Source organism: Mariprofundus sp. NF (assembly GCF_013387455.1).
Classification (GTDB): domain Bacteria; phylum Pseudomonadota; class Zetaproteobacteria; order Mariprofundales; family Mariprofundaceae; genus Mariprofundus.
In genome coordinates this window covers 524038-540758 of record NZ_VWNC01000001.1, presented here as the reverse complement: position 1 = coordinate 540758, position 16721 = coordinate 524038, and the positions used below count along the sequence as shown (strand labels likewise).

General features: G+C 50.8%; 16 protein-coding genes. 7 read left to right on the top strand and 9 right to left on the bottom strand.

The window, feature by feature from the left end:
• Nucleotides 1–226 precede the first annotated feature (226 nt).
• The 3 genes from F3F96_RS02525 to F3F96_RS02515 all read left to right on the top strand — a co-directional run bounded on the left by F3F96_RS02525 (nucleotide 227) and on the right by F3F96_RS02515 (nucleotide 5229).
• On the top strand, nucleotides 227–742 hold the full coding sequence (locus F3F96_RS02525; protein WP_176961656.1) for a DNA-deoxyinosine glycosylase: 516 nt from the start codon (nucleotides 227–229) through the stop codon (nucleotides 740–742).
• Nucleotides 743–848: 106 nt separating this feature from the next.
• Nucleotides 849–2741: a molecular chaperone HtpG gene (htpG, locus tag F3F96_RS02520; protein ID WP_176961655.1), complete on the top strand. Its 1893-nt coding sequence runs from the start codon at nucleotides 849–851 to the stop codon at nucleotides 2739–2741.
• Between the two features lie 166 nt (nucleotides 2742–2907).
• A complete protein-coding gene (locus F3F96_RS02515) occupies nucleotides 2908–5229 on the top strand; it encodes a POTRA domain-containing protein (protein WP_176961654.1) in 2322 nt (773 codons plus the stop codon).
• Between the two features lie 21 nt (nucleotides 5230–5250).
• Here the strand turns inward: F3F96_RS02515 and F3F96_RS02510 are convergent, their stop codons facing one another.
• From F3F96_RS02510 to F3F96_RS02470, 9 genes are all read right to left on the bottom strand, one after another.
• Nucleotides 5251–5712, bottom strand: a complete 462-nt coding sequence (locus tag F3F96_RS02510) for a Crp/Fnr family transcriptional regulator (protein ID WP_176961653.1) — start codon at nucleotides 5710–5712, stop codon at nucleotides 5251–5253.
• Nucleotides 5713–5726: 14 nt separating this feature from the next.
• On the bottom strand, nucleotides 5727–6848 hold the full coding sequence (gene sucB, locus F3F96_RS02505) for a dihydrolipoyllysine-residue succinyltransferase (protein WP_176961652.1): 1122 nt from the start codon (nucleotides 6846–6848) through the stop codon (nucleotides 5727–5729).
• Nucleotides 6848–9721, bottom strand: a complete 2874-nt coding sequence (locus tag F3F96_RS02500; RefSeq protein WP_176961651.1) for a 2-oxoglutarate dehydrogenase E1 component — start codon at nucleotides 9719–9721, stop codon at nucleotides 6848–6850. The genes sucB and F3F96_RS02500 overlap by 1 nt, the downstream gene beginning before the upstream one ends.
• 68 nt (nucleotides 9722–9789) lie before the next feature.
• On the bottom strand, nucleotides 9790–10560 hold the full coding sequence (locus F3F96_RS02495; protein WP_176961650.1) for a YdcF family protein: 771 nt from the start codon (nucleotides 10558–10560) through the stop codon (nucleotides 9790–9792).
• Between the two features lie 36 nt (nucleotides 10561–10596).
• Entirely contained in the window at nucleotides 10597–10740 is a 144-nt protein-coding gene (locus F3F96_RS02490) for a hypothetical protein (protein ID WP_176961649.1), read from the bottom strand.
• A gap of 80 nt (nucleotides 10741–10820) precedes the next feature.
• Nucleotides 10821–11228 (bottom strand): CBS domain-containing protein, encoded by a 408-nt coding sequence (locus tag F3F96_RS02485; protein ID WP_176961648.1) that lies wholly within the window; start codon nucleotides 11226–11228, stop codon nucleotides 10821–10823.
• Nucleotides 11225–11575 carry a P-II family nitrogen regulator gene (locus F3F96_RS02480; protein ID WP_176961647.1) on the bottom strand — a complete coding sequence of 117 codons (351 nt, stop codon included), beginning with the start codon at nucleotides 11573–11575 and terminating at the stop codon, nucleotides 11225–11227. The genes F3F96_RS02485 and F3F96_RS02480 overlap by 4 nt, the downstream gene beginning before the upstream one ends.
• Complete coding sequence (locus F3F96_RS02475) at nucleotides 11565–12371, bottom strand: DUF1538 domain-containing protein (RefSeq protein ID WP_176961646.1); 807 nt, start codon at nucleotides 12369–12371, stop codon at nucleotides 11565–11567. The genes F3F96_RS02480 and F3F96_RS02475 overlap by 11 nt, the downstream gene beginning before the upstream one ends.
• Nucleotides 12368–13105, bottom strand: a complete 738-nt coding sequence (locus F3F96_RS02470; protein WP_370465483.1) for a DUF1538 family protein — start codon at nucleotides 13103–13105, stop codon at nucleotides 12368–12370. The genes F3F96_RS02475 and F3F96_RS02470 overlap by 4 nt, the downstream gene beginning before the upstream one ends.
• A gap of 223 nt (nucleotides 13106–13328) precedes the next feature.
• Here F3F96_RS02470 and argC point away from each other — a divergent pair, with 223 nt between their 5' ends.
• Genes argC through F3F96_RS02450 form a run of 4 tightly spaced genes read left to right on the top strand, consistent with a single transcriptional unit; the run spans nucleotide 13329 to nucleotide 16563 of the window.
• Nucleotides 13329–14363 (top strand): N-acetyl-gamma-glutamyl-phosphate reductase, encoded by a 1035-nt coding sequence (argC, locus tag F3F96_RS02465; RefSeq protein ID WP_176961645.1) that lies wholly within the window; start codon nucleotides 13329–13331, stop codon nucleotides 14361–14363.
• A gap of 3 nt (nucleotides 14364–14366) precedes the next feature.
• Complete coding sequence (locus F3F96_RS02460) at nucleotides 14367–15110, top strand: hypothetical protein (RefSeq protein ID WP_176961644.1); 744 nt, start codon at nucleotides 14367–14369, stop codon at nucleotides 15108–15110.
• Nucleotides 15111–15113: 3 nt separating this feature from the next.
• Nucleotides 15114–15623, top strand: a complete 510-nt coding sequence (locus F3F96_RS02455; protein WP_176961643.1) for a gamma carbonic anhydrase family protein — start codon at nucleotides 15114–15116, stop codon at nucleotides 15621–15623.
• A gap of 1 nt (nucleotide 15624) precedes the next feature.
• The gene (locus F3F96_RS02450; RefSeq protein ID WP_176961642.1) at nucleotides 15625–16563 is read left to right on the top strand and encodes a Ppx/GppA family phosphatase; all 939 of its coding nucleotides are present in this window, start codon (nucleotides 15625–15627) and stop codon (nucleotides 16561–16563) included.
• Nucleotides 16564–16721: the final 158 nt, after the last annotated feature.

Below are 16721 nucleotides of genomic sequence, written 5' to 3'. Positions count from 1 at the left end.
AGCAAGAATAGACCATTATAATATTATCAATCATTAATAAGTTTTCATTGTCAATTAATTCGATTCTAACCGGAGGAATATAATGTTTGACCTGTCCGGAGCGGACACCCTCCCTCCCCTCCCTTAGTTCCTCCGGACAAAGTTCAACAAAGGGTCCCTCTCTGGGGCCCTTTTTCTTTTCACACTTATCCTTGTCCTATGGTCACTTCGCTGTAACGGTTCGCTTATGATCGACAGAGGCTTTCCCTATTCTGCAAACAGAGATGCAAAAGTTTTTATTCTTGGTTCAATGCCGAGTGTGAAGTCTCTTGTAAAAGCGGAGTACTATGCACATCCGCAGAATGCATTCTGGGTGATCATGGGAGACTTGTTCGATTTTGATGCGGCACTCCCCTATGAAGAGCGACTGGTTCTCCTCAGAGAGAGCGGTGTGGCACTGTGGGATGTGGCACATCAGTGTGTAAGACCGGGTAGTCTGGATAGTGCGATAAAGATGGAATCGGTTGTTGCCAACGATTTCGAGACACTCTTCAAAACACACCGGCATATCCGGGCTATCTTCTTTAACGGGCGCAAAGCTGAAGAGCTTTATCGCAGACTGGTATTGCCAACACTTGCATCGGAATTTCAAACGATTGAACAGTACCTGCTGCCCTCTACAAGCCCTGCCAATGCAGCGATGAATCGCACACAAAAACTTGCAAGCTGGAAAAAAGTCCGCGACACCCTTGAAAACAGCTAAGTTCGCCCCTATCTATTCACTTCACACTATTTATGCCTTACCTCTGCGTACCTTTGCGTACTCTGCGGTGAAAGGTTTTGATTTTGACAAGACTTAAGGAGAACACATGACTGCAACAAAAGAGACCCGTGCCTTTCAGACTGAAGTAAAACAACTTCTGGATCTGATGATCCACTCACTCTATTCGAATAAGGAGATATTCCTGCGTGAGCTGATCTCCAATGCATCCGATGCAGCAGATAAACTGCGTTTTGAAGCAACCACTGATGATGCACTGTTTGAGGGCGATTCCGACCTGAATGTTTTCATCGATGTCGATAAAGAGAACCGCACCATCACCATCCGTGATAACGGTATCGGCATGAGCCGCGATGAAGTGATCGACAATATCGGCACCATCGCCCGCTCCGGCACCAAAGAGTTCTTCGGCCAGTTGAGTGGCGATCAGGAAGCTGATGCACACCTGATCGGCCAGTTCGGTGTTGGCTTCTACAGCTCATTCCTTATTGCTGACAAAGTGACCCTGACTACCCGTCGTGCAGGCCTGGAACATGAGCATGGCGTACGCTGGGAATCTAAAGGCGACGGCGAATATGAGCTGGAGACCGTCAACAAAGAGAGTCGCGGTACCGAGATCACCCTGCATCTGCGCGAAGAGGCCGATGAGTACCTTGATGACTGGCGCCTGAAAACCATCGTGCACAAATATGCCGACCATATCCCTTTCCCTATCCGCATGATGGGCGCCCCTGCCCCGGCTACTGAAGATCAAGAGGCCAAACCTGCTGAAGTGGTCACTGTGAATCAGGCATCCGCACTCTGGACACGTCCGAAATCAGAGATATCTGATGAGGAGTACAACAACTTCTACCAGCATATCGGCCACGACTTCGATGATCCTCTGGCGCGTCTGCACCAGAAACTTGAAGGAAAATATGAGTATTCACTGCTGCTCTACCTACCTAAGCGAGCCCCGTTCGACCTCTGGCAGGCTGAAGCCAAACATGGCGTAAAACTCTATGTGCGCCGCGTATTCATTATGGAAGCCAGCGAAGACCTGCTACCGCGCTACCTGCGCTTTGTGCGTGGTGTCATGGACACCAACGATCTGCCACTGAATGTATCGCGTGAAATCCTGCAGAAGAGCCCTGCCATGGATGCCATGAAGAAGGGCGCGACCAAACGTGTACTTGGCATGCTTGAAGATATGGCAAAGAACAGTGCTGAAGATTTCGCCACCTTCTGGGGTGAGTTCGGCAACTGCCTGAAAGAGGGCATGATCGAAGACTCCGGTAATAGCGAAAAGATCGCTTCCCTGCTGCGCTTCGCCAGCACCGAAAGCGATGAGCAGAACATCTCTCTGAGCGACTATATCGGCCGCATGAAAGAGGGGCAGGATACCATTTATTACATTACTGCCGAATCGCTTGCGGCAGCCAAGCACAGTCCACACCTTGAGATCTTCCGCAAGAAGGGCATCGAAGTTGTACTTCTGCATGATCGCATTGATGAGTGGCTGACCTCTCACCTGACCGAGTTCGACGGTAAAAAATTGCAGTCGATTGCCAAGGGTGAGCTTGATCTCTCTGCTATCGGAGAAAATGCTGAGAAAGAGAAAAAAGAGCATGACGAGAAAGCCAAAGCTGCAGGACCTGCAGTTGAGAAGATCAAAGAAGCTCTTGGTGACAAGGTAAAAGAGGTTCGTACCACAGATCGTCTGACCGAGTCTCCGGCATGTCTGATCTCTGATACCTTTGATATGAGCAGCAATCTTGAGCGCATCCTTAAACAGGCCGGACAGGATGTTCCGGACATGAAGCCTATCCTGGAGATTAATCCTGATCATGAACTGATTCAGCGTCTGGCCAAGATGCGCTCCAAAGACAAAATCAATGATTTCTCAAGCATCCTGTTTGATCAGGCTGTACTTGCAGAGGGTGCACTCCCCGAAGATCCGGCCGGTTTTGTTCGTAAAATTAACGCACTGCTAACACAGTAAAACGCCCACAAAACCAGCCCTTGTTTGAAAATAAAACAGGGGCTGGTTTTTTTCTCAATCACGCCTGCTCCTGCAGAAGATCAACTTCCAAATCAAATAGTGTTGGCATTCTTTATGCGTAAGCCTCAATATTAACTGCTGGGGATGCTGCAAACATGGATGTGACATGCTATTGAAAAAGGGAACTGGAATAGTCTTCGGGCTTGTTTGCCTCGTTGCGCCTTTTTTCGTTTCTGCCAATGCAACCAGCTCACTATGGCTGGATGAAGGCTGGAATCAGATCGAAAAGAACCAGCATGAAGCGGCAATTGCTATCTGGCAGGAGGGCGTTAACAGACTGCCTGATAAGCAACTGTTGGGTTCTCTGGGGTTTTTCTCTGAATATGCCAATGCCCTTGAGCGCCTGAAACTGGCTGGTCGTCAGGAGAAAGTGTTCATCATTCATGACCCTCAGGAGAGCAGAGGTTACCACCTGCTGACGGCTCAAGAGGTTCTCAAGGATATTAATCTCCGACAGATCCAGCTGGCCGCGCTGAAACAGAAAACAGGCATGCAGGGCAAGCTTCTGGCCAATGAATCTCGCAAATTTAAATCACCGCTATCACCTGAAAAACTGGCAATACTCAAACAGCAGGCCCTGACTGAAGCCGAGCAAAAGCGTGCTGCAAAAGCAGCGGCAGCGGCAGAAGCCAGAGCCTTGGAAGAGGCAAAAACTGCCGCCAACCAGCAGAGGATCGCAGCAAAATCAGAGGCTGCCGCAATAAAGAGAAAAGCTGATGCGGATGCAAAAACCAGAGTTGCAACGCTGCAGCTAAAAGCTAAAGCAGAAGCAGTTGCTCTAAAGCAGCAAGCGGAAGTGGAAGCCAAACTGCTGGCGAAACAACAAAAAGCTGAGGCAGATAAAAAAATCGCCGCCATGAAGAGGCTGGCAGAGGCAGAAGCCTATGCCCTGAAACAGAAGGCTGAAGCTGAGGCAAAGGCTGCTATCAGGAGACAGAAAGCCGAAGCTGATGCAAAGATTGCTACCATGAAAAAAGAAGCGGCGGCAGAGGCTACAGCGCTGAAACAGAAGGCTGCTGCTGAGGCAAAAGCTGCAACCATGAAACAGAAAGCCGAAGCTGATGCAAAGATTGCCGCCATGAAGCGAGAAGCGGCGGCAGAGGCTACAGCGCTGAAACAGAAGGCTGAAGCAGATGCAAAAGCAGCAATCATGAAACAGAAAGCTGAAGCTGATGCAAAGATTGCCGCTATGAAGCGAGTGGCAGAGGCAGAAGCAACTGCTCTAAAACTGAAAGCTGAGGCGCAAGCGCAAGCCATTGCATTGAGACAGAAAGTGATAGCCGAGAAAAAAATCAGTGCGATGAAGAGGCAGGCAGAGGCTGATGCGAAAGCTGCTGCAATGCAGAAGAAACTCGAGGCCGAGAAGAAAATAACTGCGATGCGTCAACAGGCTGAAAAAGAGGCTACAGCTCTAAAACAGAAAGCGTTAAGAGATGCAAAACTTGCAGCTGCAAAACGACAGGCAGAAGCAGAAGCAGACTTCTTAGCCATGCGAGAGAGAGCAAAACAGGATGCAAAAAACTTAAAGTTGAAGATTGAGGCCGAAGCCAGGGCTATGGCATTGAAACAGCGCGCCAAGGCTGAAGCAGAAGTTGCAGCGCCAAAGAAAAAGAGTGATTCAAAAGCTAAGGTTACATCAGTTGCAACTCAGAAACAGGAGGTAACTGTTTATGCCACTACTGCAAAGCCCTTACAAACAATGCTTAACAGAGCTTCGCTAGAAGCTGGCAATCCGGACTGGATAGATGAGGGATGGCAATATTTCGAGCAGCAGGATTATGCAACTGCCCTGCTCAAATGGCAGCGTGGCCTCAATGGATTAAGCGGTGATCGACTGCTTGCCACGCTTGGTGCTTTCTCTCAGCTGGGTAACGCTGTGAATCGACTTCAAAAAGTAGGTCCTGAACACAAGGCGATGATTATTCGCTCAAATATGAATGGCAGGGATATCTACTATGTGCTCTCTGCCAGCCATGTACCTGCAGATATTTTTGACCGTCAGGAACAGCTCAAGAGTCTGAAAAAGGCGGCTGGTATCTCCGGCTTCCTGCTTGCCTGTGAGAGTAAAAAATTCAGATCAGGTCCTATATCGGACAACCATTTTGCCAACATCAAGCTCTACCGTAACATCACACCGGCTAAAAAAGTGGTGGCACGTGACATCTGGACGGCTATCGAATCACAATCATTCACCATCAACCGGTTTGAGGTCAGCGGCAACAAACTTCTGCCTACCGACTTCATCCTGATCAGCCTCAGGGACTACTACGGTGATGAACGGCCCCGTTCCGACATCAAACAGATCAGAAATGATGTCATCAGCCTCTACCAGATGTCCGGTTATGCAAAGGTTAAGGTCAATCTGCCCGAGCAGGTAGATGGTGACACAATCGCAATCCAGATTGATGAGAAGCGAATTCGTCACTAATACCTGTCTGACAGCGCTTCATTACATCACCGCGCCACTCATCTCGAACAGCTTCTCATCTGAGAGACGCAGCCGACGACTGATTTCACGACCGATATTCATCTGAATAATGGTGAACTGCTCCAGATTCTCCTCATGCAGCGCAAACAGGGATGCCTGGCTGATCTCTATCGCCCGGCAGTGAGTTCTGGCTATAACCGATGCACTGCGGGGGTAGAGATCAAGGAGTGCCATCTCACCGAAACAGTCACCCTGCCCCAGCTCTCGGGCCACAAGCTCCTGACCATCACGTTGTTTCATGGCTGCGACAACGCCAGATTCAAGGACAAACATTGAGGTAGCACTATCACCTTCATGAAAGAAAAACTCACCCTTCTCCAGATTCAGGATAGATGCCCTCTGCATTAGAAAGATCAACGTCCCCTGACTAACACCGCCAAAGACCGGCATCGACTGCAAAAGTTCAAGCCTGGCATCATCCATCTGCCTGTCAGCGATTACAGATCCAGCGTAAGACCGGCCGGATATTCGAGTGCCTCTTTCACTGCCACCAGAAAACGTACCGCATCAGAGCCATCAATCAGACGATGATCATAGGAGAGTGCCAGATACATCATCGGTCTGATCACAATGGCATCGTTCTCTACCACAGCCCGTTTTTGAATGGTGTGCATACCGAGAATACCACTCTGGGGTGGATTCAGAATGGGTGTTGAGAGCATGGAGCCGTAGATGCCTCCATTGGTGATCGAGAAGGTTCCTCCTTTCAGATCATCCGGGCTCAATCCGCCGCTTCTGGCTTTGCCAGCCAGGGCAAGAATCCCCTTCTCCACCTCAGCCAGAGTTAACAGATGGGCATCTCTCAGCACAGGTACCACCAACCCCTTCTCCGTACTGACGGCAATACCGATATCCACATAATCGTGATAAACAATATCATCACCTTCGATATAGGCATTGAGTGCCGGATATTTCGAGATGGCATGGCTAACGGCCTGCACAAAGAAGGACATAAAACCGAGTTTCACACCATGTTTATCCTGAAAGCTCTGGCCATAGCGGCTACGCAGATCCATCACCGCCTGCAGATTGACCTCATTAAAGGTTGTCAGCATCGCGGCAGTGTTCTGCGCATGTTTCAAGCGCTCGGCAATCCTGCGGCGCAGACGACTCATCGGAACCCGCTCCTGCTTACGGCCCGATGTGGAGATAACACGCTCTCCTGCCGGAGCTTCAGAAACCTTTGCCACAGGTGCTGGTTCTGTTGCTTCGGGCTCGGGCTCGACCTGAGCCGAAATCTCCTCAACCTCAACCTTCTCAGGCGTAGTTACGGCTGCTTCAACTGCTGCTGAAGAAACTTTCGCCCCTGTCGCAACCTCGGCACTATCATCGATATAAGCGATCACTTCACCGGGTTCGACAATATCCTCAACCTTTTTCAATATTCCTGTCAGTACGCCGCTATCAAGGGCAGTGATCTCCATGGTGATCTTGTCACTCTCGATCTCGGCCAGCACATCATCAACGGCAACAACATCTCCCTCCTGCTTGAGCCAGGCAATCAATGTCGCTTCGGTCTCGGACTCTCCGAGGCTGGGTACTTTGATTTCAACTTTCATCATCTACTCCCTTGATTAGCCGCATCATATCTGTGTCTGTCATACCAGCACGCCTCTGTCCCCTCTGCGAATGCAGCGTTGAGCAGCTGTTCCAACTCCTGTTTATGGCGTTTGGCCGAACCCACTGCCGGTGCTGCCGACTCGGCTCTGGTCACACCAAATATCTTCTGATTGGACAACAGCGCCTGCCTGATCGGACTATTTACAAAAAGCCATGCCCCCTGATTAACCGGCTCCTCCTGAACCCAGAATATTTCACTGGTCTCGCTGTATCGCTCTAGCTCAGCCTGCACCTGATCTGCCGGGAACGGATAGAGCCGTTCGATACGCAATAGCACAACATCATCAATCTCTCTCTTCTGTCGTTCAGCCAGAAGATCGTAATAGACCTTTCCTGAACAGAAAATAACACGTCGTGGCGTCGATGTTGCAAGATGCCTTTCACCCATCACCGGCAAGAAAGAACCCTCCACAAAATCAACCATGGGTGAAAATGATAGCTGATTACGCAGCATACTCTTGGGCCCCATCATGATCATCGGCTTACGTACCCGGCTCATCAACTGGCGGCGAAACATATGAAACAGCTGTGCCGGTGTACTGGGATAGACCACCTGCATATTATTTTCTGCACAGAGCTGCAGGAAGCGTTCAAGCCGGGCTGAAGAGTGCTCTGCACCCTGCCCCTCATAGCCATGCGGAAGCCAGAGGACAAGACCGGACATTCGATTCCACTTGGTCTCACCTGCAGCAATAAACTGATCTACCACCACCTGGCCGATATTGGTGAAATCGCCGTACTGCGCCTCCCAAATCACCAGCGCTCGCGGCTCTGCTACGGAGTAACCGTACTCATAACCCATCACCGCCATCTCGGAGAGCATGCTATCGACCACAATAAAGTGGGATAGTGGGCCATTCTCCACCTGTCGCAGTGGAACAATGCTTTTACCGTTTTTCTGATCATAAACCACAGCATGACGATGAAAAAAGGTACTGCGACCAGAATCCTCGCCAGTCAGGCGTACCCATCCACCCTCATGCACCAATGAGGCATAAGCCATCGCCTCCCCGCAACCCCAGTCGATGGGCAGCTTGCCATCCATCATCTGGATACGACTCTCATAAATCTTCTCTACCCTCGGATGCATCGAGAAACCGGCAGGAAGGCGATGCACTCGGCGCGCCAGATCGGAAAGAAGCTCTGCATCAAGTGCGGTATCAGGCTCCTCGGCACCTTCAAAAACGAAACCTTCCCAGCGCCCCTGCAGACTATTTGCCGGACTCGGAGCTGGTCGATTACTGGCACGCCGCACCTTATCCATGCAGTCGCGATAAGTGCGCACCATCTCATCGCTATCTTTTTCACTAAGAATATGATCAGCAATCAGACGATCCCGATAGAGTTGTTCCACAGTTGGATGTTCGCCGATCCGACGATACATCAGCGGCTGTGTCACCTCTGGTGAATCAGTCTCGTTATGGCCATGCCGACGATAGCAGATCAGATCAATGACAATATCTTCATGGAAGGTGTTACGATACTCCACAGCAATCTCAGCAGCCAGACAGCACGCCTCAGGATCATCACCATTCACATGCAGAATCGGAGCCTGCACGATTTTGGCGATATCAGTGCAGTAGGTGGTAGAGCGCGCATCAAACGGATTGACAGTAAAGCCGATCTGATTATTCACCACAATATGGATCGTACCACCAATACGGAAACCACGCAGCTTGGAGAGTTGCAGTGATTCGGCGACCACTCCCTGCCCTGCAAATGCGGCATCGCCATGCACCAGCACACTCATCACCTCAGTCTTCGATTTATCCTTACGTCGACACTGACGAGCCCTCACACTGCCGAGTACTACCGGTGTAATAATCTCAAGGTGGGATGGATTAAAGCCGAGCGAGAGATGCAGTGTTCCACCGGGAGTACGTACATCTGATGAGAAGCCCATGTGATATTTCACATCACCCTGACCCTGAGCAGACTCCTGAAACTGCGTGCCTTCAAACTCGGAGAAGATATCGGAGAGCGATTTACCCATGATATTAGCCAGCACGTTCAATCGACCACGATGTGCCATGCCCATGATAATCTCTTTGGTGCCGTTACTGCCTGCACGCTGAATAAGCGCATCGAGCATCGGAATCAGACTCTCGCCGCCCTCCAATGAGAAGCGTTTCTGGCCGACATAACGGGTATGCAGGAAACGTTCAAACTCCTCGGCATGCATAATCCGGCCAAATATATGTCTGCGTGTATCGGCATCGTAATCAGCTCGCGAGCGAATACGTTCAAGCCGCGACTGAATCCAGTGACGACGTGCTGAATCGGTGATATGCATGAACTCCGGCCCGATATGGCCGCAGTAGGTCTGCTTGAGAAGCTGGATAATTTCACGCAGTGGCATCTGCCTGTCACCGGTCAGATCACCGGTTGGAAACTCATGCTCAAGATCAGCCTCAGAGAGTCCGTAATAACCCAGATCCAGCTCTGGGCTGGATGGGCGCGGATCAAGTCGTAGCGGATCAAGTCGTGCATGCAGGTGTCCATGCATGCGGTAGGCCTGAATCAGGTAGATGGCTCGGGATGGATATTCGATATCACCGCGCCCGGCAAGCGAAGGTATATCGTCGAAAAAACGTTGAGCCGTTCGCGCTTGCGGACGCATCGAATCAAGCATTAACTGATGTGATGTTGTTGATTCCCTCAGCTCTTCCAGTTCAGAAAAGTAAGCCACCCACTGCTGATCCAGCGATTCAGGATCTCTGAGATACTGCTCATAGAGCTCTTCAAGATAGGAGCTTCCTGCACTGAACAGTTCATCCTGAATTCCGGTATCATCTGCCTTTGACTGACTCACAAAACCTCCAGAGATCTCATACCCATTTATAGACTCACAACGCCAGATTGACCAGAGCTGATTATCCCCTACAGCAGATGCTTCAACCTGTACCAGAGTAGTCCCAGATATTCATGCAGGCCATCACAACTCTCAGAGAAAACATTCCAGCGCGGCAGATAACTGCGCAGATCATAAGGCTCTCTCTCAACTTTGTAATCACAGGGGGCAGCAATCACCTTTAAACCCTGACTCTCAAAAGACCAGACCGATCGCGGCATATGCCATGCAGTGGTCACCAGAATCACCGTAGAAACGTCTTGTTCTGCAAGTTTTGCTTTGATGTTCATAGCGTTTTCCCAGGTGCTTCTGGCAGCGGCTTCAATATGAATCGCTGATTCAGCAACACCGAATCTTTTCAGCCAGCGCTGCATCACCGCCCCTTCGGGTTCAGTTGTCGTAGATAGTACGGCACCACCGGACGGGTAGACATCAAAGCCTGTTTTCAGAGCCAGGTCGGCCGCATAGAGGGTACGCATCATGGCAAAGCTGCTAAGGCTATCCCTGCCTTCATACTCCGGCGCCTTCTCATAAAGGCCTCCGCCAAGCAGTACGATGGCCAGCTTTTCATCTGCAGGAAGTTGCTCTGTCTGAAGTGGCGCATACGCCTGCTCCAGTGGATTAAGGAGTGTATCGCGAACAGGTTCGGTAGAGAGCAGCCAGAACAGTAGCAGTGCCAGAAAAACAAGCAGCCGGCCCCAGAACCGTTTGTAGAAAATAAGCCCAAGCAGGGCCAGAAGGATCACTCCTCCCGGTGGCAGAAGAAGCTGCGACACCGCTTTACTTAGCAGCAGACTCATGAAGAAATCAAAATACTATTTTAGTTCCCTGAACTCTTATTTCGTCTCTTCTTCATCGTTGCCGACAACCCAGTCATAGGCATCGCCAGTAGCAGTTACAGTACTATCCCAGGCGGACTCCATGGTTGCACATGAACTCAACAGAAATAGTGAAACAATCAAAGCAATCATTAAACGCATCGTTATCCCTCACATATACCCTTTATCGAAAAAGCACCTTCTTACACATCTAAAGGTGCAACCACCCGTCATCATGATTATCAGACCAGATTCATCAAGCCTTTCATGACCATGTCGGTATGACTGACAATGCCAACAATCTTGCCCGAGCCATCAACAACCGGTGCGCGTGAAATGCCGAAACGGGCAAACAGGGCACTGGCATAACGGATATGCATATCAGGATGAACCGTAAGTGCAGGTTTGGTCATCACCTCATAGATACTTGTCCGGTCAGGGGATTTGTTTGCCGCCAGCACCTTTTTCGCAATATCTGAGAGCAGCACGATGCCGTACTCATCTTGCTCATGCCGCTTATCTACAATCAGGCTTTTGGTGTCAACGTAACGCATCACCTCCAGCGCCTGGCGCACCGTAGCCATACCCTCGACGATGTCATAGTTCTGCTTCATCACATCCCGTACGGTAATGATCTTCTGCTCACTCATAGCTTATCCTCCACTTCATCAAGCAGACACATGATCTGCCCTCCCATTCCGATGGCATCCTCTACATCTACCTGAAATGCTACGCCCGAACCGGGGTTATCTTCAAATCCAGCCTCTTCAGCAATGCGTTCCAGAATTTTCCGGCTCAGATGCTCCTCAACCAGAAACAGTAGCATATCCCTCTGCGACTCCAGAGTCAGCCCGAAGAAGGTCTTTTGCGGGTTCAGCCCCTCACCCCGAGCATCACCAACAACCGTAGCTCCCGTGGCTCCGGCCTCTCTGGCAACACGCATGATCTCATCTGTTTTGTCATCTGCGACGAGTGCAATCAGTAGTTTAAAGCGCATCTTCTCCTCCTGTCTTCTGTTTCTTCTTTTCCAACCAGCGACTGATCTGGGCATAACCCATCACACTCATAATTGGAAAAACGCTGGCAAACGCGATCAGACCGAAACCGTCAATCAACGGGCTTCGACCTGGGATTGTTGCCGCCAGCCCAAGTCCAAGGGCTGCAAGCAACGGAACTGTTACGGTTGAAGTGGTAACACCACCGGAATCATAGGCCAGTGGAATAATCATTTTAGGTGCCCGCATCGTCTGCAGGATCACCAGCACATAGGCCACTACAATATAGAGCCAGAGATCGGTGCCCGTGACAATGCGAAAACAGCCCAGTGACACACCGATAGCCACGCCAAGCGATACGGCAAGTCTCAAACCCCATGCCGAGATCGCACCACCGGATACCTGCTGCGCTTTCATGCCCACTGCGATCAGGGAGGGTTCGGCAAGCGTGGTTGCCAGGCCGATTGCGAAGGCGAAGGCGTAAACCCACCCATAATCCTGCCAGCGAACCGTTTCTATCACGGTGATGCCATCTTTGTAGAGATCACCATATAGAAAGGCCGGATTGGTAAGCTGGGTTGCCATCACCTCACCGAGCGGGAAGATCGCCTCTTCCAACCCCATCAAAAAGAGAGCCAGACCCAGCAACACATAGATAAAACCACGCAGTACCCGCCAGGCATGGGCGATCTTCTGGCGCAGAACAAACATCTGGAAACCGATCAGTACAAGCGCAATCGGAATCACATCCCGCAGTGTGGACTGCATGGTCTCCAGAAACAGGTCGATATGATTCATATCATGATGCCGTAGAGCATAACGAAAATCATCGGCAACAGTGAGGCGAAGGCGATCAGTCCAAAACCATCAAGCATCGGATTGCGACCTCGAATCGAGGAGGCCAGACCGACACCAAGCGCAGTCACCAGTGGCACGGTAATGGTTGAGGTGGTCACACCACCGGAATCGTAAGCGATACCTATAATCTCATCCGGTGCAAAATAGGTCATCGCCACAACGATGAAATAACCGCCAATAATACAGAAGTGAAGCGGCCAGCCTTTAAGAATACGCAACACACCCAGCACGATGGCTGTACCCACAGAGAGCGCTACAGTCAGCCTCAAACCATCGGCATAGCTCTCCACTGCCTCCTGCGTTGATTCAATGACGCCACCCTGGGCTGCAATCTCAGCCGCCTTGCCGGCAACCGCGATCAGCGCCGGTTCGGCAACAGTAGTACCAAATCCAAGTAGAAATGCGAACAGCAGCAACCAGAAAACATTACCTTTTTTGGCAAAGGCAAAGGCCATCGATTCACCCAACGGGAAGAGGCCAATTTCAAGACCGCGCACAAACAGCGCCAGCCCCAACAGCACCATCAACATGCCAATCAACATCTCTTCCATATTGGGGATCGGCTGTTTAAGCACCAGTTCCTGAAAGAAGAGGATCACCAGAATAATGGGTGTCAGATCCCGGGCTGCTTCAAACAGCGGCCGAAACGGTTGGGCCAGATGACGAAGATTCACAGTGTTACCTGCTCTATCTGCTGAATCATGCGCTCCCCTTGTGGTGAAATTGATGCTTTTCCTATGATATCGCAAGCCTGTTTCTGGTGCAATCAAGGAAGGCTTGAAACCTCGCTGTTTCTCTCAGATAATCCAGCAGGAATTTTTATTTTTCTCCACTAAGAAGCTGCATCGGAGTGAAATCATTTGAAGGCGTGCAAGCATTGCGTATCATGCCTGCACTATGAAGATATCTGTCGCCATTCTCGGAGCAACCGGTTACACCGGTGCTGAACTTATTCGGCTTATTGATGCCCACCCCCATTTTGAGATCGCTCATCTGGGCGCCCATTCACAGGCCAGCAAGTTGGCTGGTGAGGTGTTGCCCGGTGTAGGTGGTCATATTGCAGCCATGACACTACAGCCTGCCGATGCACTACTGCCAGATGAAGTAGAGCTGGTCTTTACTGCTCTGCCGCATGGCGCTGCTGCAGCCAGTGTATTCACTGCGCTTGAGGCTGGAAAAAAGGTGGTCGATCTATCGGCTGACTTCCGGCATAAAACTCACGATGTCTACAGAGCAGCATACGGGGCAGATCATCCTCACCCAGAACTCTTTAATGAGGCGGTATACGGACTGACAGAACATGTTCGTGATCAGGTGGCCTGTGCCAGGCTGGTTGCCAATCCCGGCTGTTACCCCACCTCAGTACTGCTGCCTCTGATTCCACTACTCAAAGCCGGTGTCATCGATACTACATCCTCAATCATTATCGACTCGAAATCGGGTACATCCGGTGCTGGTCGGAGTGCAAAAACCGACCTGCTCTACTGCGAAATCAATGAATCGGTAAAAGCCTACGGTCTGCCGAGGCACAGGCATGCCTGGGAGATGGAAGAGTGGGCCCTTGGTTTTGCAGGTTGCGAAACAAAGGTTCGTTTTGTGCCGCATATCCTGCCCATGAACAGGGGCATGCTCAGCACCCTGCATCTCTCCGGTAGCAATACTGCAAGCTGGTTTGATCTTCTGCAGCAGGCCTATGCTGGTGAGCCATTTGTTAAAATCCTGCCACAGGGAACGCTGCCCTCCACGGCAGGCATCAGTGGCAGCAACCGGTGTGATATCGGAATTGCCCTGCTCAGTGAGAGCGAAGCGGTGATTGTCAGCTGTATCGATAATCTGCTTAAAGGTGCTGCGGGTCAGGCGATCCAGAATGCCAACCTGATGTTCGGCTTTGATGAGACTACTGGCCTGGCCAGACACGCACTCTGGCCCTGATCATTGGCTTTTATAAAATCGCTGTATGAGGCATTCAGTGCCCCCATACATTTCAAACTGACGCAATCCAATGGCAAGCGCACCTTAAGCTTCCGCCTCTATCCAATAGTTCTGCTACTGGCAGCGGCACTGCTGTTTATCATTATCTCTGTGGGCATCATTACCACGTTGGCTCTGGATAAACAGCTGCTTGTTTCCCAGCAGTATCAGATCAGCGAGCTACAGCATCAACAGAGCCTGCTTAGCCAGCAGAACTCTAAAGTTGAAGCGCAACTCTCCCTGCGCGATGCCCAGATTGATGCCATGAAGCAACAGCAGAAGCAGATTGAACATGAGAAGCTGGCCATGCAGAAGCGACTGGATATGTTTAATGATGTGCTGGCTGCCCGTAAAAATAAGGGTCTGCACATGCTTAAACCCACTGCTTACTGGAAGCAGAGTGACCAGATCAGCTACAGCCTGATTCTGGTCAAAGGTCAAAACTTCCCACGCTGGCAGAAGGGCGAACTAAGCTTTTCCGTGCTCAACCCGGAGGGTGAAGAGCTACCACTGCGCAGCCCCAAGGGTAGAGAGAAATACAAATTTGATATGACTACCCAGCAGTTTGTCTCCGGTTCTCTGGTTTGGACAGAGTCATGGCAACCTGAGAATCTGATCATCACCATCGCTGATCTGACTAACCGCAATACAAATCAGTTCACTATCCCTATTCTTAGTCATGCCATGCTTCAGCCAGCCCGGGAGTGATCGATGATTAAACCTTATCTGCACTGGAATCCAGAAATTGCCGACTCCGCTTTTATCGCCGAGTCAGCCGATGTGATTGGCCGCGTAAAAATCGGTACTGACTCCAGCATCTGGTATCAGGCGGTACTGCGCGGTGATGTGCATGATATCGAAATTGGTGAACGCTCCAACATTCAGGATCACTCGATCCTGCATACCAGTGGTGGTGTCTCGCCCTGCATTGTTGGCAACGATGTTACTGTCGGCCACAGGGTAATCCTGCACGGCTGTGAGATTCAGGATCGATGCCTGATCGGCATGGGTTCGATCATTATGGATCAGGCTGTGCTGGAAGAGGGTTGCTTTCTCGCCGCAGGCTCCTTGGTCACCGAACGCAAAATATTGCGTGGCGGCTATCTCTATGCTGGCAGCCCTGCCAAAGAGCGCAGGGAGCTGACGCAGGAGGAGAAGGATTTCCTTAACCGCTCCGCCAGAAGCTATGTTGAAGTCTCAAAAAAACACAAAGGCAGCTGATATGGCTTTTGCCTCTATCGATACCGGCTCCAACACCTTCCGCCTTCTCATTGCTGAACCATCAAGCGGCGCTAAGCCATGGCAACGCGTGGAGTATGCCCACCGCATGACCCGCCTTGGTGAAGGACTGCATCACACCGGTCGCCTTTGCGAAGCCGGCATGGATCGCGCCATTGCAAGCTACAGAGTATTTTCCGAACTGCTGAACAAACACGGCATACCTGCCGAACGCACCTTTGCAGCTGCAACTGCAGCCATGCGCGAAGCAGAAAACGGTCAGGCATTTGCTGAGCGCGTCAAAGCTGAAACAGGCATCGAGATTCAGATCATCAGCGGAACAGATGAAGCACGCATGTCACTTGCCGGGGCAAGCTCGGTTCTCGAACCTGCAACAAGAGAAGATATGCTGCTGTTTGATATCGGTGGTGCCAGCACAGAGTTCATCCGTGCCCAGAACGGCGTTCGTATTGATGATATCAGCCGCAAGATGGGTGTGGTCCGATTGGTCGAAGCTCATCTGCAGAGCGATCCCCCATCAATAGATGATTACGAGGCCCTTAAAGCCGCCGCCAATGAACATTTGGCAGCCGTTGAGGCCCACTGGCCGGATCATCATGCCCCAAGGCATCTGGTCGGCACAGCGGGCACAGTCACCACACTGGCTGCCACAGCACTTGATCTCTGCCCTTATGATGCAGAGCAGATCAACAACTACCGCATGAGTAGAGCTGACTTCATTACTCTTCGTGACCGGCTGCTATCCATGACTCTCGAACAGCGCCAGCAGATTCGCACCATCGAACCGGGCCGGGCCGACCTGATCATTGCCGGTTTAGCCATTGTCGATGCAGTAATGCAACGCTGGCACTACGATGAGTTAATTACTGTCGATGCAGGCCTGCTCGAAGGCCTCTGGCTTCAGATCGCCAACAAGGCTTAGCACATCGTTTTTTCACTTGATGAAGGTATGCATCAGTAAATGACTACTTAGTGGTGAGCGTTAAAAGCCGTTATTCAGTACGGCAACTCTCGAAAACAACTAACACTCTATAATCCTTCAAAATTTGTTTATAGTGCGCGCAAACCAAGCTCAGTACC